This window comes from Sphingomonas pseudosanguinis (genome assembly GCF_014196255.1).
Lineage (GTDB): Bacteria > Pseudomonadota > Alphaproteobacteria > Sphingomonadales > Sphingomonadaceae > Sphingomonas > Sphingomonas pseudosanguinis.
In genome coordinates this window covers 279884-299468 of record NZ_JACIDH010000002.1, presented here as the reverse complement: position 1 = coordinate 299468, position 19585 = coordinate 279884, and the positions used below count along the sequence as shown (strand labels likewise).

General features: G+C 67.6%; 19 protein-coding genes and 1 tRNA gene. 5 read left to right on the top strand and 15 right to left on the bottom strand.

Annotation, left to right across the window (positions count from 1 at the left end; translation table 11 throughout):
* Nucleotides 1-174: 174 nt before the first annotated feature.
* The 3 genes from GGR48_RS05505 to GGR48_RS05495 all read left to right on the top strand — a co-directional run bounded on the left by GGR48_RS05505 (nt 175) and on the right by GGR48_RS05495 (nt 3597).
* A complete protein-coding gene (locus GGR48_RS05505; protein ID WP_183950877.1) occupies nt 175-498 on the top strand; it encodes a UrcA family protein in 324 nt (107 codons plus the stop codon).
* 121 nt (nt 499-619) lie between these two features.
* Nucleotides 620-2260: an inorganic phosphate transporter gene (locus tag GGR48_RS05500; protein ID WP_183950876.1), complete on the top strand. Its 1641-nt coding sequence runs from the start codon at nt 620-622 to the stop codon at nt 2258-2260.
* A gap of 62 nt (nt 2261-2322) precedes the next feature.
* Nucleotides 2323-3597, top strand: coding sequence for an MFS transporter (locus GGR48_RS05495; RefSeq protein WP_183950875.1), 1275 nt, complete (start codon nt 2323-2325; stop codon nt 3595-3597).
* On the opposite strand, the gene rsmD is transcribed toward GGR48_RS05495, so the two are convergent.
* Together rsmD and GGR48_RS05485 are read right to left on the bottom strand one after the other, a co-directional pair.
* On the bottom strand, nt 3588-4124 hold the full coding sequence (rsmD, locus tag GGR48_RS05490) for a 16S rRNA (guanine(966)-N(2))-methyltransferase RsmD (RefSeq protein ID WP_183950874.1): 537 nt from the start codon (nt 4122-4124) through the stop codon (nt 3588-3590). The two genes, GGR48_RS05495 and rsmD, sit on opposite strands and share 10 nt — an antisense overlap.
* Nucleotides 4124-5647 (bottom strand): pseudouridine synthase, encoded by a 1524-nt coding sequence (locus GGR48_RS05485; protein ID WP_183950873.1) that lies wholly within the window; start codon nt 5645-5647, stop codon nt 4124-4126. Before GGR48_RS05485 ends, rsmD begins: the two co-directional genes overlap by 1 nt.
* 109 nt (nt 5648-5756) lie before the next feature.
* Here GGR48_RS05485 and GGR48_RS05480 point away from each other — a divergent pair, with 109 nt between their 5' ends.
* Both GGR48_RS05480 and GGR48_RS05475 read left to right on the top strand, forming a co-directional pair.
* Nucleotides 5757-6188, top strand: a complete 432-nt coding sequence (locus GGR48_RS05480; RefSeq protein WP_183950872.1) for a response regulator — start codon at nt 5757-5759, stop codon at nt 6186-6188.
* A 66-nt stretch (nt 6189-6254) separates the two neighbouring features.
* A complete protein-coding gene (locus GGR48_RS05475) occupies nt 6255-7583 on the top strand; it encodes an AmpG family muropeptide MFS transporter (protein ID WP_183950871.1) in 1329 nt (442 codons plus the stop codon).
* Here the strand turns inward: GGR48_RS05475 and GGR48_RS05470 are convergent.
* From GGR48_RS05470 to GGR48_RS05410, 13 genes are all read right to left on the bottom strand, one after another.
* Nucleotides 7573-8001, bottom strand: a complete 429-nt coding sequence (locus tag GGR48_RS05470; protein ID WP_183950870.1) for a DUF6628 family protein — start codon at nt 7999-8001, stop codon at nt 7573-7575. The genes GGR48_RS05475 and GGR48_RS05470 overlap by 11 nt on opposite strands.
* Nucleotides 8002-8092: 91 nt before the next feature.
* Nucleotides 8093-9412 carry a bifunctional folylpolyglutamate synthase/dihydrofolate synthase gene (locus tag GGR48_RS05465; RefSeq protein WP_183950869.1) on the bottom strand — a complete coding sequence of 440 codons (1320 nt, stop codon included), beginning with the start codon at nt 9410-9412 and terminating at the stop codon, nt 8093-8095.
* A gap of 85 nt (nt 9413-9497) precedes the next feature.
* Complete coding sequence (gene accD, locus GGR48_RS05460) at nt 9498-10352, bottom strand: acetyl-CoA carboxylase, carboxyltransferase subunit beta (protein WP_183950868.1); 855 nt, start codon at nt 10350-10352, stop codon at nt 9498-9500.
* Nucleotides 10349-11161: a tryptophan synthase subunit alpha gene (gene trpA, locus GGR48_RS05455; protein WP_183950867.1), complete on the bottom strand. Its 813-nt coding sequence runs from the start codon at nt 11159-11161 to the stop codon at nt 10349-10351. Before trpA ends, accD begins: the two co-directional genes overlap by 4 nt.
* Nucleotides 11158-12390, bottom strand: coding sequence for a tryptophan synthase subunit beta (gene trpB, locus GGR48_RS05450; protein ID WP_183950866.1), 1233 nt, complete (start codon nt 12388-12390; stop codon nt 11158-11160). The genes trpA and trpB overlap by 4 nt, the downstream gene beginning before the upstream one ends.
* A gap of 48 nt (nt 12391-12438) precedes the next feature.
* Entirely contained in the window at nt 12439-13080 is a 642-nt protein-coding gene (locus GGR48_RS05445; RefSeq protein ID WP_183950865.1) for a phosphoribosylanthranilate isomerase, read from the bottom strand.
* A gap of 35 nt (nt 13081-13115) precedes the next feature.
* Nucleotides 13116-13790 (bottom strand): orotidine-5'-phosphate decarboxylase, encoded by a 675-nt coding sequence (pyrF, locus tag GGR48_RS05440; RefSeq protein WP_183950864.1) that lies wholly within the window; start codon nt 13788-13790, stop codon nt 13116-13118.
* A 4-nt stretch (nt 13791-13794) separates the two neighbouring features.
* The gene (locus GGR48_RS05435; RefSeq protein WP_183950863.1) at nt 13795-14097 is read right to left on the bottom strand and encodes a lipopolysaccharide assembly protein LapA domain-containing protein; all 303 of its coding nucleotides are present in this window, start codon (nt 14095-14097) and stop codon (nt 13795-13797) included.
* A gap of 101 nt (nt 14098-14198) precedes the next feature.
* The gene (locus GGR48_RS05430; RefSeq protein ID WP_183950862.1) at nt 14199-16481 is read right to left on the bottom strand and encodes a patatin-like protein; all 2283 of its coding nucleotides are present in this window, start codon (nt 16479-16481) and stop codon (nt 14199-14201) included.
* On the bottom strand, nt 16481-17176 hold the full coding sequence (locus tag GGR48_RS05425) for an endonuclease/exonuclease/phosphatase family protein (RefSeq protein WP_183950861.1): 696 nt from the start codon (nt 17174-17176) through the stop codon (nt 16481-16483). The genes GGR48_RS05430 and GGR48_RS05425 overlap by 1 nt, the downstream gene beginning before the upstream one ends.
* A gap of 52 nt (nt 17177-17228) precedes the next feature.
* Nucleotides 17229-17303: transfer RNA gene (locus GGR48_RS05420), tRNA-Thr, on the bottom strand.
* Nucleotides 17304-17322: 19 nt separating this feature from the next.
* Nucleotides 17323-18186, bottom strand: a complete 864-nt coding sequence (locus GGR48_RS05415) for a hypothetical protein (protein ID WP_420854052.1) — start codon at nt 18184-18186, stop codon at nt 17323-17325.
* On the bottom strand, nt 18167-19513 hold the full coding sequence (locus GGR48_RS05410; RefSeq protein ID WP_183950859.1) for a replication-associated recombination protein A: 1347 nt from the start codon (nt 19511-19513) through the stop codon (nt 18167-18169). The genes GGR48_RS05415 and GGR48_RS05410 overlap by 20 nt, the downstream gene beginning before the upstream one ends.
* Nucleotides 19514-19585: the final 72 nt, after the last annotated feature.

The window sequence follows — 19585 nt, the reverse complement described above, 5'->3', positions numbered from 1 at the left end:
CGGCTGTCATTCGCGCAGTTTGATCCGGAATGGGACTCGTCACGCCATTGTCGCGCGGGCGTCGCGAAACCGACTTGGGGCGCGGCTATCGAGCCGGCGTGCCGACGAGCGACGGGGCCGTAACGAACGGCTCACGTCGCCGTGACGGGCATGATCCGTTGCAGGAGATTTCCGATGACCAAGTTCATGTCCGCCGCTTTTGCGGCGTCTATTCTCGTGCCCGCCGTCCTGATGTCCGCCGCGCCCGCCCAGGCGCAGACGCGGGAGACCGTCACCGCCACGGTCCGCCACCGCGACCTCGACCTGCGCAAGCCCGAGCATCGCGCGATGCTCGACGCCCGTCTGCGTCGTGCCGCCGCCATCGCTTGTGGCCACATGACCCGCGACCTGCGGATCAACGGCGACATCACGCGCTGCCGCGCCGAAATGCGGGCCGACAGCGCGGTGAAGGTCGCCGCGCTGACCAACGCGCCGGTCATGCTCGCCAGCACTCGCTGACACCGTCGCGAACATGGGACGGTCGTGCCTGTGCCGACCGTCCCATTTCTGGTTGATGGCGCGTGCGGCCGCCGATCCGCGTCATGAAAATGTCACGTCACAGGCGCAACGAGCTTCCATCATGACACCATATGCGCTTGCCGGTGGGGAGTCCGAATCCCGCGTTCGTGGACCTAGGCTCGACGCGGGTCTCCACCCGTCGGGGCGCTGGGTCTTCACCGCCCTGCTGGTCGGTGGCCTGGCCTATGCCGGCTATAGCATCGCCACCGACACCGCCAATGTGGGCGAGCCGATGGCGATGGGTGTCTTCGCCTTTCTGGGTCTCGCGCTGCTGATCGCGCTGGGCTTCGAGTTCGTGAACGGTTTCCACGATACGGCCAACGCGGTCGCGACCGTCATCTACACCCATTCGATGCCCGCCCCGCTGGCGGTCGTCTGGTCGGGCTTCTTCAATTTCCTGGGCGTGATGCTGTCGAGCGGCGCGGTCGCCTATTCGATCATCACGCTGCTGCCCATCGACCTGATGCTGCATGTCGGCTCCGCCGGCGGCTTCGCGATGATCTTCGCCCTGCTGCTTGCGGCGATCCTGTGGAATCTCGCGACCTGGGCGGTGGGTCTGCCCAATTCGTCGAGCCATGCGCTGATTGGATCGATCCTGGGCGTCGGGCTCGCCAACCAGTTGCTGTCGAGCGCCTCGGGTGTGTCGGGCGTCGACATGGCGCAGGTTCGCAAGGTGCTGTCGGCGCTGCTCTTCAGCCCGCTGATCGGCTTTGTCGGCGCGTTGATGCTGCTGCTCGTCATGAAGCGATTCCTGAAGGACGAGCGGCTGTACCGCGAGCCCGAAGGGAATGCGCGGCCGCCGCGCGGCATTCGCGCGCTGCTGATCTTCACCTGCACGGCGGTCAGCTTCGCGCATGGCGGCAATGACGGGCAGAAGGGCATGGGCCTGATCATGCTGATCCTGATCGGCTGCGCGCCGACCGCCTATGCGCTCAACCGCACCTTGCCCGAAAGCGCGATGCCCGCCTTCGTCCGGAGCGCCGACGTCGCCTCGGCCGCCTATGCCGCGCATGGCACCGGGTTTGCGCTTCCGCTCGACCGCGCACGCGCCGCCGTCGTCGAGGGGGTGCGGACCAAGAAAATCAATACGCCGCAGGTCTATGAAGGCCTGTCGACCCTGTCGCACGACATCGGCGATCGGATCGCCAATTACGGTGCGCTCAGCCGCGTGCCCGCCGCGATCGTGCCCAATCTGCGCAACGACATGTATCTGGTCCTCGACTCCACCCGGATGGTGACGAAGGACGAAGGGGCCAAGAGCCGCTTCACCGCGGCCGAGATCGACTCGCTGAATGCCTATGCGGGGCAGCTCGAGCGCGGCACTCGCTATATTCCGCTCTGGGTGAAGGTGACGGTCGCGCTGGCGCTGGGTCTGGGCACCATGGTCGGCTGGCGGCGGATCGTGGTGACGGTGGGCGAGCGGATCGGCAAGACGCACCTGACCTATGGCATGGGTGCGTCGGCCGAATTGATGGCGGCGGCGACGATCCTGCTGGCGGAGCGGTTCGGTGCGCCGGTATCGACGACCCATATCCTGTCGTCCGGCGTCGCCGGCGCCTCGGTCGCCAATGGCGCGGGGTTACAGGGGCGGACGGTCCGTAACATGGCGCTCGCCTGGGTGCTGACGTTGCCGGTCGCTATGCTCTTGTCGGGATCGCTATACTGGCTGCTACTGAAGCTGGTCGCAGGACTGGCGGGCTGAGCCGGCGTTCGGAGGATCGATAGGTCTTTACGGCGGCATTTGGCTTCTGCCACAGCGGGGGCATGACCCGTGCCGTACCACCCTCGCACCGCCATATCCTGCTCGCCAGCCTGACCGGCACGGCCGTCGAGTTCTACGATTTCTATATCTATGCGACGGCGGCGGCGCTCGTCTTCGGGCCGCTCTTCTTTCCGTCGTCGTCGCCCACGGCGCAATTGCTGCTGTCCTATGCCAGCTTCGGCCTCGCCTTCATCGCCCGGCCGGTCGGCGCGGTCGCGTTCGGGCATTTCGGCGATCGGGTGGGGCGCAAGTCGACGCTGGTCGCCAGCCTGTTGCTGATGGGCGGTTCGACCGTCGCGATCGCCTTTCTGCCGACTTATGCGCAGGCCGGCTGGATCGCGCCGCTGCTGCTGTGCCTGGCGCGACTGGGGCAGGGGCTGGGTCTTGGCGGCGAATGGGGCGGGGCCGCGCTGCTCGCGGTCGAGAACGCGCCGCCGGGTCGGCGCAACACCTGGGGCATGTTCCCGCCGCTGGGCGCGCCGGTCGGGTTCATCCTGGCCAATGGCTTTTTCCTGATCCTGGGGCTGCTGCTGACCGATGACCAGTTCCGCGCCTGGGGCTGGCGACTGCCGTTTCTGGCGAGTTCGGTGCTGGTCCTGCTGGGGCTATGGGTTCGTCTTCGCCTGACTGAGACGCCCGATTTCGCCGAAGCCAAGAAGGCGGAGGCGTTGCCGCGCGTGCCGATCGCCACCCTATTGAGCGGCCATGGCCGTGCGCTGCTCGCCGGCACCGGTGGGGTCATCGCCTGTTTTGCGATCTTCTACCTCGCGACCGCCTTCGCACTCGGATATGGCACCAGCACGCTCGGCTATCCACGCGAGGCGTTTCTGGGCGTTCAGCTTGTCGCCATCCTGTTCCTGGCGGCGGGCGTCATTGTGTCCAGCGTCATGGCGGATCGGCGTGGTGCACCCATGATGCTGGCGATCGGCTTTGCCGGATGCGTGTTGATCGGACTGGCGATGGGGCCGATGCTGGGATCGGGATCGCTCGGCGTCGTCTTCGTCTGGCTGGCCGCCGCGCTGTTCGTGATGGGTTTCGCCTATGGCCCGCTGGGAGGCTGGTTGCCCGCGCTGTTCCCGGCGGGGGTGCGCTATACGGGTGTATCGATGACGTTCAATCTGGGCGGGATCATCGGCGGCGCGTTGGCGCCGATCGCCGCGCAAGCTCTGACCGAGCGCGGCGGATTGAACTGGGTCGGCGCGTATCTCGTCGCCGCCGGGCTGCTGAGCCTGGCGGGTCTGGGGCTGATGCGCGGTCGGCGGCTCGCTCAGCCCTGACGGAGCAGGGTCAGCCGCGCCTTGCCATGCACGCGCGAGGTGTCGACGACGAAGCCATCGACGTCCACCTCTTCCTGTTTGGCGGTCTCGATACTGATCCAGGTCGCCGGACCGATCCAGCCCAGCCGCGCCAGCTTGTCGAGCGCGACGCTGCCCGCGCCCGTGCCATAGGGCGGGTCCATCAGGATGATGTCGAGCGGCTGGCGCGCCGGCCCGAGCGCCATCACCGAGGTCGCACGGACGTCACCCTTGGCACCCAGCTTGTCGAGATTGGCCCGCAGCGCGTCGAGCGCATTGCGGTCCTGCTCGACGAACAGGCAGGACGCGGCTCCGCGCGACAAAGCCTCGATCCCAAGCGCCCCCGAGCCGGCGAAGAAATCGCCGACCGCCAGCCCGTCGAACGCGCCAAGCCGCGCGGTCAGCATCGAGAACAGCGCCTCGCGCGTTCGGTCGGCGGTCGGGCGGGTGACCTCACCCTTGGGCGCGACCAGCGGACGGCCCCGCCATTCTCCGGCGATGACACGCATCAGCGATTGCCTCCCGGCCGACCGGGGCGCGATCCACCGCCGCCGGGACGACCATTACGTCCGCCACCGGAAGGGCGGCCATTGCCTCCCGGCGAATTGCGCGGCCCCCGCGATGGACGGTCGCCCGTCGGACGGTCGCCCCGTGTCGACCGGTCCGTCCGGGCGGGGCGATCGTCACGCGATCCACGTCCCGAGGAAGCCGAGTCCGTACGTGGACGAAAAGACCGTTCGCCACCGGCAGGACGCTCGGCGCGCGCCTCTCGGCCGGATGCCGCGCCGTCGGATCGGGCGCGGAACGGACGATCCCCGTGTGCCGGACGCTCTTCGCGGTCCGCACGGCGCGACGATCCCGCGTCGGAACGCGGACGGAAAGAACCTCCGCCGCGCGCGGGCCGATCGTCACGGCCACCATGGTTCGGTGTTGCGCCATCCGATCGCGTGCGGAACGGACGCTCGCCACGCGCCGGCCGGTCATCGCGATCGGCGCGGCCCGAGGGTCCCGCATCGGACCGAGCGTGAAACGGGCGTTCCCCACGCTGCGGCCGATCACCATCGGTCGGTCGAGCGCCGCGGAAGGACCGCTCGTCGCGCGATGGGCGTTCCGGGCGATCATTGCTGCGCGCCGCGCCGGGCCGGGCACGGCTGGCAGCCGGACCAGCGCCGCGCGGCTTGGCATCGCGAGGCGTGCGCGCCTCGCCGTCGATGCGCGCGGGGCGGGCGGCACGGTCGGGCTTGACGGTGGCTGGCGGTGTTCGGAAACCGGCCCGTGGCGTCGGGCGAACCGCATCGGCGGGGATACCGCCCAGCAGGGTCTTGCGGAACTCGACGATCTGCGCACCCTTGACCTCGCCGATCTCCCCGACCGGCAGTTCGTCGAGCACGAAGGGGCCGTAGCGCAGGCGGATCAATCGGCTGACCTGCAGCCCTAGATGTTCGAGCACGCGGCGCACTTCGCGGTTCTTGCCCTCGCGCAGCGTCAACTCGATCCAGACATTGGCGCCGGTCCGCCGCTCCAGATTGGCGTCGATCTGGCCATAGCGGATGCCGTCGATCTCGATACCGTGGATCAGCTCCTCCAGCTGCGCCTGCGTGATGTCGCCGTAAGCGCGCGCACGATAGGTGCGCTCGACACCGGTCGCCGGCAGTTCCAACTGGCGCTTGAAGCCGCCATCGGTGGTCAGCAGCAACAACCCCTCGGTATTCAGGTCGAGCCGACCGACCGGCATCAACCGGGGCAGCCCCTCGGGCAGACGGTCATAGATGGTCGGCCGGCCCATGGGATCATGTTCCGTGACCAGCAGGCCGGTGGGCTTGTTGTAAAGGAAGAGCCGCGTCGGCTCGGGCGCGGCGACCGGCTCGCCATCGACGGTGATCCCGTCGATAGTGGTCAGCAGCGTCGCCGGCGTCTCGATGGTCGTGCCGTTCAGGGCGATGCGCCCCTCGGCGATCATGCGCTCGATCTCCCGGCGCGAGGCGACGCCCGCCCTTGCCAACAGCTTTGCGATACGGTGTTCTGATGTCATATTGCGCCCTGATACATAGGGTATGGACCAAAGGAAAATGTTTGCGTCGTTTCGTCGAGGCGGAGCGTTACGACTTTAACGCAGGTGGGCAAAACGGACCGAGAACGGAATGAGACTCTTCGGGCGAAAGAAGCGGCAGCTCGTCAGGCTGTTGGTGGTCGAAGACGAACCCCTGGTCGCGTTCGACACGGAACATGTCCTGACCGATGCGGAGTTCGAGGTCGTGGCGACCGTCGACAGGGTCAGCAAGGCGGTGGCCCTGATCGAAGGCGATAGCGCCATCGATCTCGTCCTCGCCGATGTCCGCCTGGCCGATGGTAGCGGATTGGACGTCGCACGGGCCGCGCGCAACCGCGACATTCCGGTCCTGTTCCTGACCGGTACGTTGCCCCCCGAGGCGGACGGGCTGGCCGAGGGCGTGCTGATGAAGCCCTATGGTCCGCGCGATCTGCTCGGCGCGATCGCGGCCGTCGAGGAGAAGCGGACCGGCAAGGCGCCGAGCCGCCTGCCGTCCGGCTTTCGCCTGTTCGCCGGCGCCTGATCGCGACATTGCTCCCGGGGACGAAGGCCTTTACGGTCGCGTCTTTGCGCTGGAGCGGGACGGAATATGGCGAGTGGTCGGTGGGTGGATGGCGTTCGGCCCTATATCGAGCCGGCCCCGCTCGCCTCGCTGGCGCTGGGCATATCCTCGGCCTTTCCGCTGACCATGATCAACGCCACGCTGTCCAGCCGATTGGCGGAAGCGGGGATCGAGAAGAAGAGCGTCACCGCCTTCGCACTGGTGATCCTGGCCTATAATTTCAAATGGCTCTGGGCCTGGATCGTCGAAGGGGTAAAGATCCCGCTGCTTCATCGCATGGGGCAGCGCGTGTCGTGGCTGCTGGTCATCGCGGTCTTCGTCTGTCTGGCGGCGGCCGGGTTGGGATTGTCCGATCCGCGCGTGTCGCTCGCGCAGACCGCGATGGCGGCGATCGCGCTGGGGGTGGCGGGTGCGACCTTCGACATCGTCATCGATGCCTATCGCATCGAACTGCTCGAGCCGCGCCAGCTGGGCGTGGGCGCCGGCATGGGCCAATATGGCTGGCGGATCGGGTCGGCTCTGGTCGCCTCGCTCTCGCTCGTCATCGCGACGCGTGCCGGGTGGAGCGTCGCCTATCTGGTCAGCTGCGCCTTCGCGCTGCCGGCCGTACTGACGGCGCTCATCATGGGCGAGCCGGCACGGCACAGCGAGATCACTGCCAAGCGCCCGAGCGAAGGCGTGATCCGCGCGATCGTCGGCCCGTTCGCCGAGTTCTTTCGGCGTCAGGGGGCCGCGATCGTGCTGGCCTTCATTTTGGTCCACAAGATCGGCGATACGCTCGCCAACCTCACCTTCCGGCTGCTCTTCAATGATCTGGGCTTCAGCAAGGATGAGATCGCGCTGTATGATGTCGGCGTCGGTTTCTGGGCCTTGCTGATCGGCGTGTTCGTCGGCGGCGTGCTCTATGCGCGATTGGGGATGAAGCGCTCGGTCATCATCAGCCTGATCCTGATGGCGGTGTCGAACCTGTCCTTTGCCGGGCTGGCGGCGGCGGGGCATTCCAATTTGGGCATGGCCGGTGCCATCGGGTTCGAGAATTTCGCCAGCGGCATCGGCGGCGTGACCGTCGTCGCCTATTTCTCCGCGCTGACCGACCTGCGCTTCACCGCCGCGCAATATGCGATGATCTCGGCGGCGGCGAGCGTGGTGGGACGTATCCTCAGCGGTACGACCGCCGGGGCGCTGGTCGAACGTTTCGGTTATGTCGACTTCTATCTGTTGACCACTGTCGTGGCGCTGCCCGGCGTCATCCTGTTCTGGTGGATGGCCCGTTCGGGACTGGTCGATCGTTCGATCGGCAGCGCGGGCATCGCTGGCGAAGGCGACGCCCGCAGCGGCGCGTCCGTCAAAAGCTGATCGGACGCCCTTCATCGGCAAAGGCCGCGCTGACGGCGGCGGCGCTGGCCAGCACGCCGTCGATCCGCCGGACGCCGAGCAGATCGCTCATCAGAAAACGCGCCTTGTCGGGCGCGACCTCCATTTGCGCCAGGATCGTCATCAGCGCCGCCTCGGCCGCCGTCATCCGCCCGCAGCAGCAGGGCGCGATCGCGATCTGACCCGAAGCGTGCGCCGCCAGATCCGCCATCAGCGTCCGCATCAGGATCAACGGACGCCGGAAATCCTGTCCGAAGACGGTGAACAGCGTGTGCGCCGCGCGCGCATCCGACAGACCATGCGCGCCCATCCGGCGGATGGCGAACAGCGCGATCCGGGCATGGGGGCAGGCCGGCAGCGTATGGGGCAGGGCAGCGGCGAGCGTGGTGGTTTCGGCCATCGGCGGGACTCCGTGATTGCCCGCTCATGCTAAACCGACGCTATTGATAGTCAATCGCAAATAATGGGTGTCGGGTGTGCGCCTCGTCGCATCATTGCGGCAGCTCGTCATTCTCCTCGAGCACCTGCCCTGCCAGATAAAGCGATCCGGCGATGAGGACGTTCGCGGGGCGGCCGAAATGCGCCGCGACCTGGTCGAGCGCTTCGGCAGGCGTCTGGGCGGAAACCGCGTGATAGCCCAGCGCGCGCGCCTGCTCTGCGAGGTGCTCCGGCGCATGGCAGGCGTGGTGCGGCACGGGGAGCGTGACGACCAGCTCGACCATCGCTCCGAGCCGGCTGAGGACGGGACCGGCCTCCTTGTTCGACAGCATACCCAATACCAGCGCCGATGGTCCCTGCGCGCGCCAGGTCGCCATCGTCCGGGCGACCGGAATGGCCGCCGAGGGGTTGTGCGCCCCGTCGAGCCAGCATTGGCTCCCCGCCGGAAGATGCCGTGTCAACGGCCCGTCGCTCAGCGCCTGCATCCGGGCGGGCCAATGCGCCTGGCGGGCAGCGGCCTGCAACGCCTCGGTCGGGATGGTCAGGGCGGACTGGTGCCGGAGCATCGCGACGGCGAGCGCCAGGTTGCGGGATTGGTGCGAGCCGACCAGCGTCGGGCGGGGCAGGGTAATCGCCCCCAGCACATCCCGGTAGGTGACGTGGTTCCGCCGCGTCTCGCTATGCCACGCTTGACCGCGTGGGAGTACCGGCGCTCCTGCGGCGTCGGCGACCCGTGCGATCGCCTCGCGCAGAGGCTGCGCATAGTCCATCGTGACCAGCGGCACGCCCGGCTTGGCGATCCCGGCCTTCTCGCGTGCGATACCGGTCAGGCTGCGCCCCAGAAATGCCTCGTGATCTATCCCCAGCGCCGCGATCCCGCATATGGCGGGCGTGCGCAGGATATTGGTCGCATCCAGCCGCCCGCCGAGTCCTACCTCGATGATCGTCGCCGCCGCCGGATGCCGCGCAAAGGCCAGGAAGGCCGCCGCCGTCGTTACCTCGAAGAAGCTGGCGCCGATCCCCTCGGCATGGCCGAGCACCTCGTCGAGCGACGCGGCGAGTGCCGCATCGTCGATCAGACGTCCGGCGATGCGGATACGCTCGTTGAACCGTACGAGGTGCGGGCTGGAATAGACATGGACATCATGTCCCGCCGCTTCGAGTGCCGCGCGAAGGAAGGCGCAGGTCGAGCCCTTGCCGTTGGTTCCCGCGACATGGAAGACCGGCGGCATATGGTCCTGCGGATTGCCCAGCCGATCGAGCAGCCGCGTGATCCGTTCCAGCCCCAGCACGTCGGCCCCGGGCGACAGCGACCATAACCGGTCGAGCTGCGCCTGAACGGCCGGGTCTTGGGAACGGGCGTGATCGGGCATTGACCGAGCTTTCAGGGGCGGAACGGAAAAGAGGCGGACCTCTCGGCCCGCCCCTCTAATGCGATCGTCTGGAAAAGGCGACGGGTCAGGCGGCCTGGCGCGACGCCGTCAGATAGCCGATGACGGTCGCCAGACGCTCGCGCAGGTCGCGGCGGTGGACGACCATGTCCAGCATGCCGTGGTCGAGATAATATTCCGAGGTCTGGAAGTCGTCCGGCAGCTTCTCGCGAATGGTGCTCTCGATCACGCGGCGGCCGGTAAAGGCCAGCGTCGCCTTCGGCTCGGCGATCTGGACATCGCCCAGCATCGCATAGGCCGCCATCACGCCGCCCGAGGTCGGGTCGGTCAGCACGACGATATAGGGCAAGCCGGCGTCGTGCAGCATCTGGATGGCGACGGTCGTGCGCGGCATCTGCATCAGGCTGAGAATACCCTCCTGCATGCGCGCGCCGCCCGATGCGGTGAAGATGACATAGGGGCACTTGTCAGCAATCGCCGCCTCGACGCCGCGCACGAACGCCTCACCCACGGCCAGCCCCATCGAGCCGCCCATGAACGCGAAGTCCTGCACGCCGACGACGACCTTGTTGCCCAGGATCGTGCCGCGCGCGTTGACCAATGCATCGGTCTCCGCCGCGTTGGTGCGCGCGGCCTTCAGCCGGTCGGCATAGCGCTTGGAATCGCGGAACTTCAGCGGGTCCTCGGGCACCTTGGGCGCGGGAAGCTCGGAACAGCTGCCTTCGTCCAGCAGGTGGCGGAAACGCGCCTTCGGCCCGATGCGGTCATGATGATCGCATTTCGGGCAGACGTTCAGATTGTCTTCCAGTTCCTTGGTGAAGACCATCTGCCCGCATCCCTTGCACTTGTGCCAGAGATTGTCGGGCGTCTCCTTCTTGACGACGAAGGGGATGACGTTGCGGACGCTGTTGAGCCAGCTCATGCGAGTTCCTTGCGGGCGTCGGCCAGCGCCGACGACAGAGTTTCAATATAGGCGCGCACCGGCGCTGCCGCGTTCACACCGTGCTCGCCGACCAGATCGACGATCGCCGAGCCGACGACGACGCCGTCCGCGACGCGGCCGATCGCCGCCGCCTGCTCGGGCGTGCGGACACCGAAGCCGACCGCGACGGGCAGGGGCGTCGCTGCCTTCAACCGCGCCACCGCGTCCTCGATCGACGCCTGCGCGGCCTGTTGCTGTCCGGTGATGCCTGCGACCGAGACATAATAGAGGAAACCATCGGCGCCCGTCAAAATCGTCGGCAGGCGCGCGGCATCGCTGGTCGGCGTGGCAAGACGGATCGAGGCGACACCCTTCTCGCGGAGCGCCGCGCCCAGTGCGTCGTCTTCCTCGGCCGGCACGTCGACGCAGATCACGCCGTCGATCCCCGCGGCGGCGGCGGCCGTCGCGAACCATTCGGGGCCGCGCACCGTCATCGGATTGGCATAGCCCATCAGGACCAGCGGCACGTCCGGATGGCGCGCCCGAAACGCGCTGGCGATGGCGAGCACATCGGCGGTGCGCGTGCCGGCGCCCAGGCTGCGGATATTGGCCTTCTGGATGGCGGGACCATCGGCCATAGGATCGGTGAAGGGCATGCCCAGCTCGATCACGTCCGCGCCGCCCGCGACCAATGCGTCGAGGATCGCGGCGGTATCGCGCGGCGTCGGGTCACCGGCGGTCACGAAGGTGACCAGCGCCGCGCGACCGGCCTGTGCGCAACGGGCAAAGGTATCGGCGATGCGGCTCACATCTTGGCTCCCAGGGCGTCGGCGACGGTGAAGATGTCCTTGTCCCCACGGCCCGAAATATTGACGAGCACGATCTGGTCGCGGTTCATCAGCGGCGCGCGGCGGATCAGGCCGACGAGCGCGTGGCTGCATTCGAGCGCGGGAATGATCCCCTCGACCTTGCAGCAGAGCTGGAAAGCGTCGAGCGCCTCGGTATCGGTTACGCCCTCATAGACGACACGGCCGGTATCGTTCAGCCAGCTATGCTCGGGCCCGATGCCCGGATAGTCGAGCCCCGCCGAGATCGAATGCGCCTCGGCGATCTGGCCGTCCTCGTCCTGCAACAGATAGGTCTTGTTGCCGTGAAGGATGCCGGGCTTGCCGCCGGTCAGGCTGGCGGCATGCTGGGTGGTGTTCAGGCCATGGCCCGCCGCCTCGATGCCCAGCATGGCGACGCCGGCATCGTCGAGGAACGGATGGAACAGGCCGATCGCATTCGATCCGCCGCCGACCGAGGCGATCAGCAGGTCGGGGAGACGCCCCTCGGCCTCCATGATCTGCGCCTTCGACTCGGTGCCGATGACCGACTGGAAATCGCGAACCATCTCCGGATAGGGATGCGGACCGGCCGCCGTGCCGATGATGTAGAAGGTGTCGTGGACATTGGCGACCCAGTCGCGCAGCGCCTCGTTCATCGCATCCTTCAGCGTCTGCGCGCCCGAGGTCACGGGACGGACTTCGGCCCCCAGCAACCGCATGCGGAAGACGTTGGGCGCCTGACGCTCGATGTCGCGGGCACCCATGAAGATGGTGCAGGGCAGGCCGAAGCGCGCGGCGACGGTGGCGGTCGCGACGCCGTGCTGGCCCGCGCCCGTCTCGGCGATGATCCGCGTCTTGCCCATCCGCTTGGCGAGCAGGATCTGGCCGATGCAGTTGTTGATCTTGTGCGCGCCGGTGTGGTTCAGCTCCTCGCGCTTGAAATAGACCTTCGGCCCCTTGCCCTCGGGCGCGCTGGCGCGGAGCGTCTCCGTCATGCGCTCGGCATAATACATCGGGCTAGGCCGCCCGACATAATGGGTCATCAGGTCGTCGAACTCGGCCTTGAACGCCGGGTCGACCTGCGCCGCGCGATATTCGCGTTCCAGGTCGAGGATGAGCGGCATCAGCGTCTCGGCGACGTAACGGCCGCCATAGTCACCGAAATGGCCCCGCTCGTCGGGCTGGGCGCGGAAGGAATTGGGGGCGTTCATGTCACTTCCCTTGGGCATTTGCAGAGGCGACCCCTGCAAACGATCCTGTCACTGATTTGTCGCAACGGCTTTAAGGAAGCCTGCGATCTTGTCCATATCCTTGACGCCCGGCGCGCTTTCGACACCCGACGACACATCGACTAATGGCGCGCCGGTGCGGCGGATCGCCTCGCCGACATTGCCGGCGTCGAGGCCACCCGACAGCGCCCAGCGCAGCGGATGGCGAACCCCGTCGAGCAGGCTCCAGTCGAAGCGCAGCCCCATGCCGCCGGGCAACGACGCCTCATCGGGCGTCTTGGCGTCGTAGAGGATCAGCGTGGCGGCACCGGCATAGTCGCGCGCCTTCTCGACATCGCCGCGCAGCTTGATCGCAACCGCCGCCCAGACCTCCCGGTCGAACTTCGCACGGATCGCGGCGACACGGGCGGGGGCGGTGCGGTGGAGCTGGATCGCGTCCAGCATCCCGGCACGCACCGCCGCCTCCAGCAACTGGTCGTCGGGATCGACGAAGACGCCGACCCGCTGGACATGATCGGGCACGCGGCCCGCCAGACCCGCCGCCGCGTCGAAGGTCAGATGCCGGGGGGACGCCGGAAAGAAGACGAAGCCGACATGGCTCGCCCCCCCGCCCAGCGCAGCGTCGAGCGTGGCGGGCGTCGTCAAGCCGCAGATCTTGGTCGTCGTGGACATGGTCGTTTCCCGAATGGGAGGAGTCGAAAAACGGGTCAGAGCGTGGCGGCGATCGCGCGTGCCGCCGCGTCGGGGTCTTCGGCCTGGGTGATCGGACGGCCGATGACCAGGATCGAGGCACCGGCATCGACCGCCGCACGCGGGGTGACCACGCGCTTCTGGTCGCCGATGACGCCGTCCGCCGGACGCACGCCGGGGACGACGAAGAAGCCCTTGGGCCAGGCTTTCCGAACGGCCGCCACCTCTTCGCCGGAGCAGACGATACCGTCGATTCCCGCTTCCGCCGCCAGGTCGGCGAGACGCCGGACATGATCGGCGGGCGTGCCGACGACGCCGGTGTCCGACAGGTCGGAGGCGTCGAGGCTGGTCAGCATCGTGACGGCCACCACCTTGGTCCCGGTCGGTGCCGCCGCCTTGGCATCCTCCAGCATGGCGCGGCCGCCGCTGGCATGGACGGTCAGGATGGCGGGTGCGAGCGGGCTGAGCGACTGCACCGCCTTGGCGACGGTATTGGGGATGTCGTGCAGCTTCAGGTCGAGAAAGACAGGCAGCCCGATCTGCGCCATCTCGCGCACGCCGCCCGCGCCGTGGGCGCAGAAGAATTCGAGGCCCAGCTTCAGGCCGCCGACATGATGGCGCACCTTCTGGGCCAGCGCTTGCGCGCGCGCCAGATCGGGGGTGTCGATCGCGACATAGATGCGATTGCTCATCGGCTCAGACCGTCGGTTGGGTGGTGGTAAGGGCAGTGCCCGACAGCGGCGCCGTATCCGCCGTGGCGGCGGCCAGTGCCCGCTCGGTGGCGCTCAGCCGCTGACGCAGGCGCCAGCGCGCGGCATGCTGCCAGATCAGCGTCGGGATCAGGCCGAGGAGGAAGGTCAGGAACAGCAGCAACGGCAGATTGACGTCCGCCACCAACCCGCCGACCAGCCGGATCGGCACCGTCGTCCAGTTCCCCAGCGTAAAGGCCGCCGCCAGAAAGGCGAGCAGGCACCAGAACAGCATTTTCAGGAACTGCATGGTCGTCTCCGCGTGATCCGAACCGGGCATCGCCCTTGTGGGACGGCCTGGCATCGCTTGCCGGGCGGGGTCTAGCGGTGTTGATCAGGCATGACCAGCCTTCAGCCAATCTCTTGGCGAAGCGAGGCGATCAGGGGGGCGATGGCGGTTAGCCGGGGTTCCTCTTCGTCGAGGATCGCCAGGAAGGCGCGCCGCTTGAAGGCGGCGACCCGGCCGGGCTTCAGACGGATATTGGCGGGCAGGGTGGAGACGGTGATGTCGATCATCCGCTCGGCCCCATGCAGGCGCCCCCAGAGATAGTCATTCTCGCGGTAGCTGCGGCTGAAGAAGGCGCCGAAGGTCAGGAACTGGATGCCCTTCAACGTCGCTTCGGCCCCACCGCTACGGATCGCGGTGGCGTCGTCGGGGGCGATGCGGTCGACCTTGATGGGGTCGAACTCGTCGAGCCCCTCGCCCTGGAGCAGCGGCAGCGTGGCGACGTCGAAATAGGGAAAGCCCAGATAGGTGAGCAGCAGCGCACGCCGTGCGGCGCGGGGCAGGCCGGCAAAGGCGGTCGCCAGCCGCGCATCGGTTTCGCCGTCCAGCCGGACCAGATCGAGCCGGGCCTCCAGCCCATCCAGCAATGCGGCACCGTCGTCCCGGGCCGCCTGTATGTCCTCCGCCAACGCGACATGGGCGGTGCCATGCTGGCGCTCCAGAAAGGCGGCGAGGGATTCGTAGAGCGCGTCGCGGATCGGGGTCAGTTCGGCTTCGCTATGGTCCGCTTCCAATTCGGTCAGACGCCGGGCCAGATGGCGCAACCGGCGGATGCGATAGCCCAGGTCGAACGCGCGCAGGAAATCCCGAGCACCTGTGCTGGAGCCGCCGGTAAAGCTGATCGCGTCGCCCGCCAGACTGCAGGCCGCAATGGTGCGCTCGATCAGCGCGCGCAGTCGAACGCGACGCTGCTGGCCATCGTCGCCAGCGGCCTCGGCGAAGAGCGTGGCCATCGCATCGATGACATTGGCGAGCTTTAAATGGCCATAGGCGGCATAGCTGAACCCCGCCTTGGTTGCGGCGGCAGCCTGGGCGCGGACCCGCCAGGATGCCAGTCGCGCGGCGGTCGGGCGGTCGAGGAAGAAGGTGCCGCCGAACAACTGTTCGATCTCATGCTCCACCTCTTCGCGGATGGCAGCGACGATGGCCTGCATCCGGTCGATCCGGCCGGAACGCGCGGCGATCGCCTCCAGATTGTCGCGGATCGGTTGTTGACGCGGTAATTCGCTGACCGCGCCGATGATTGTCTGGAAGAAGCCGGGATGGCCGCCGCCGCCGGGCAGGCGGAAATGCATGCCGGGGAAGGGATCGATATAGACGAAGCGGCGATCGACCTGCCGCCGGGCGGGACGCCTACCCAGCGCGTCGATGGCAGGGCGGAAGGGCGCGTTGACCAGCACCGACCCGTCGATCAGCACCGCCTTGTCGGCCGCGCCCGCCGCGTGGTGGCGGGGCAGGACCCGGCGAAGAAAGGCGTCACGCCCCTCCCAATCCTGTTCCCGTGTCGCCAGCACCCGGTCGAGTTCGCCGACCGTGAAGGGCGGGAAGGCACCCGGAAAGCTGGACGTCGCACGCGCCGCGAACACCAGTTCGGGGACCTCGGCCAGCGAGCCATCGCCGCTGTCGGTGAAGTCGACGACCATGCGATGTTCGGTCTCGACCACCTCACCCGGCGAATGGAGCCGCAGGCGCTGGGGCTGGCCGGTGAAGTCGGTAACGGTGACGAACAGGTCGAGCGGCTGGCCGGGCGGCAATAATCGCTTGCCCGCCGGTGCCGCCGCCATCCGGTCGAAGGCTTCGAGCAGACGCAGGGTAAAGTCATCGGCGGCGAAGGGTGGCTCGAACCAGCGCGAGCGGACCAGATGGCCGACCTTGCGTCGCACCTCCTCGCGCGTGTCGTCATCGAGCGCCGCGATCTTCTCACCGCTGCGCCCCGCCGCCATCCAGGCGATGGGCATGGCCCAGACTTTGGAGAAGCGCGAGGTCGGGGCCGCTTCGGGGGCGATCAGTGATTCGATGTCCGCGGCCTCCAGCCAGAGATCGGTCAGCGGATCGAGCGACTGACCGGTCGAGAGCGCCTGCCCCAGAAAGATGCCGTTGATCCCGCCGGCACTGGCGCCTGCGATGATGTCGGCCAGCACCCGGACGCGAACCTCGCCGCGCGCCGCCATCTCGTCGAGCAGATCGTGATAGACCGCATCGACCGTGGAGGCGGGCGCGTCGCCCTCATGCGAGGCACGACTGGCGCGGACGACCCGCCAGATCTCCTTGGTGATGCCGTGCATGTAGACCGCCAGGCTGATCCCGCCATAGCAGACCAGCGCCAGCCGCAGTTCCTTCTCGCGCATCAATGCCGCCCGATCATCGCCCAGATGGGCAGATGATCCGATGCCTTGCGCGACGTGGCGGAGGCGTGAACGCCGCATGCCTCGACCCGCAGATCGGACGACACCATGATCCGGTCGAGCCGCCCGATCGGCCGGCGGGCGTGAAAGCTGGGCCCCGTATCGGCGAAGGTGAAGTCCCGCGCGAAATCGCGCAGGCATCCCGCGCCGCGCGTCCATTCGTTCAGGTCGCCCATCATCACCGTCGAATGCTGGTGAAGGCAGGAGCCGAGATGCGACAGGATCGCCCCCGCCTGCCGCCGCCGCCACAGGCCCGACAGGTCGAGATGCATGCCCACGACCCGCAGGACACCGTCATCGATGCTTAGATCGGCCATCACCGCACCGCGCGGCTCCAGCGAGGGCAGGTGTATGACCTCAAAATCGAGCACACGGGTCGATTTGCGGACCAGCATCGTATTGCCGTGCCAGCCCAGCGAGCGCGCCTTCATGCCGTAAATGATCGGCTTCCAGTCGCTATGCTCCTCGATCAGGTGGAGCGGCAGCACGCCCTCGCGCTCGCCGAAGCGTCGGTCGGCCTCTTGGAGCGCAATGACATCGGCATCGACCTCGCGCAGCACGTCGAGGATGCGGTCGGGGTTGCGCCGCCGGTCGGCGCCGATGCCTTTGCGGATATTGTAGCTGGCGACCTTGATCATTCCGCCACTGAAACGCAGCGACGGGCTTTTGGTGCCACCTGTGATAAGGTCATGGTGCCGGATGAGGGGATCGAACCCCCGACCTTCGGTTTACAAAACCGCTGCACTACCGCTGTGCTAATCCGGCGTTGGCGATCCCCCTAGCGTCAAGCGACGCCAAAGGTCCAGCCCTCCGTTTGCGCGATCTGCGCTGTCAGGCCCGGCGGGTGCCAAAGATCGTCGCGCGCCGCCACGGTACGCAGCCAGGCGGAGGTCAGGATCGCGTCGGTGCTGTGATCGTCATAGGCGGGCAGGGGCCGATGCGCTTGGCTGCCCAATTGTGACAAGGCGGCATCCAGCGCGCCGGCACCGCGCATCTTGCTTCGCCCACGCGGACGCCCCGCATCGCGCGCGGCGATCGCGGTGTAGATTTCCACTACGACCGCGCCGCGCGACGGCACGGGATCGAAGGGCCAGACCGCGATCCGGCCATCCAGTCGGTGAAGCAGCCGCATTCCGGCAAAGCTGGCCTTGGCGACCTGCGACGCACCGATCGCGTCATAGACGGTCGAGGGCTTGCGTGCGCCGCCCCCGGCGACCTCGCAGCGTCGCCAGTGAAGGAAGTCCGCCTTCCGCCCGTCGGCCGCCCCGAAATAGAAATGCCGCCCGCGCCGCGCCTCCAGAAAGCTGCGTGCGCCCAGATCGGGGTCGTCGCAGCTTTGCTCGACATGGGTCCAGAGCGCGTGGGCATCAGGGGTGGGCCGATCACCGGGCAGATGCGCGCCGCGTTCGATAAAGGGCGCGGAGAAGCTGAAATCGAACCCGATCAACAGCGGCTCGTCCGCGCGTTCCAGCAACCAATCGGCGACGCCTTGACGCGACCAGGCGCGCCCCGGCGGCGCTATCAGCGTAGGCGCCGCCGTCCCGGCCGCACAATGCGCCATCGCGATGCCCTTGTGCGACACGCCCTGCGCGCCCGACCAGTCGATCGCGACAAAGCCCGAAAAGCGATCAGGACCGGCCGTCATCATCGCCTGCCGCCTGGATCGCGCGTCGTCGCTCGTCCCACCATGCCATCCGCTCGGCAATCCGCTTTTCGAGGCCGCGTCCGGACGGCTCGTAAAAGCCCTGCGGCGGCAGGTCGTCGGGCCAATAATTCGCCCCCGAAAAGCCGCCGTCAGCGTCATGGTCGTATTGATAACCCTCACCATAGCCGATCTGCTTCATCAGCTTGGTCGGGGCGTTCAGGATATTGGCCGGCGGCATCAGCGAGCCGGTTTCCTTCGCGGTCCGCCACGCCCGCTTCTGCGCCATATAGGCCGCGTTCGACTTGGGCGCGGTCGCGCAATAGAGACAGGCTTGGACGATCGCCAATTCCCCCTCGGGCGAGCCCAGGAAATCATAGGCATCCTTGGCCGCCAGGCACTGGGTCAACGCCTGCGGATCGGCGAGGCCGATGTCCTCGATCGCGGCGCGGGTCAGCCGGCGGAGCACGTAGAGCGGCTCTTCGCCGGCGGTCAGCATCCGCGCGAGGTAGTAGAGCGCCGCCTGCGGATCGGACCCCCGGATCGATTTGTGCAGCGCGGAGATGAGATTGTAATGCCCCTCGCGGTCCTTGTCATACACCGCGACCCGCCGTTGCAGCAGCGCCGACAGGCCGGCGGCGTCGAGGGGTTCGGGCAGGTCGATCGAAAACAGCGTCTCGGCCTGGTTGAGCAGGAACCGTCCGTCGCCGTCCGCGCTCGCGATCAATGCGTCACGCGCGGCCTGCTGCAGGGGGAGGGGGCGCTCCATCTCCGCTTCGGCGCGCGTCAGCAGCTGGTCGAGCGCGCTCTGCCCGAGACGGTGGAGGATCAGCACCTGTGCGCGGCTGAGCAAGGCGGCGTTGAGTTCGAAGGACGGATTTTCGGTCGTCGCACCGACCAGCGTCACCGTGCCGTCCTCGACGAAGGGCAGGAAGCCGTCCTGCTGCGCGCGGTTGAAGCGGTGGATCTCATCCACGAACAACAAGGTGCGCTGGCCGGCACGAGCATGGTCGCGCGCCTCGGCGAACACCTTTTTCAGGTCGGCGACACCGGAAAACACGGCGGAGATCGCCGCGAACCGCAGCCCCACCTCGGCCGCGAGCAATCGCGCGATGGTCGTCTTGCCGGTTCCGGGCGGCCCCCACAGGATCATCGACGACAGCCGCCCCGCCGCGACCATCCGCCCGATCGCGCCTTCTGGGCCGGTCAGATGGTCCTGCCCGACGACATCCTCCAGCCGTTCGGGGCGGAGACGGTCCGCCAGCGGCGCATTGTCGGCATGCCGGGCGGCGGCGGTGGGGGCGGGGTCCATCCCCGCGAACAGATCGGCCATGCTCCGCATGTAAGCAGGCGAACCCGCATCGTCATCTCCCATTCAAAGATATATCTTAAAACATCTTGACGG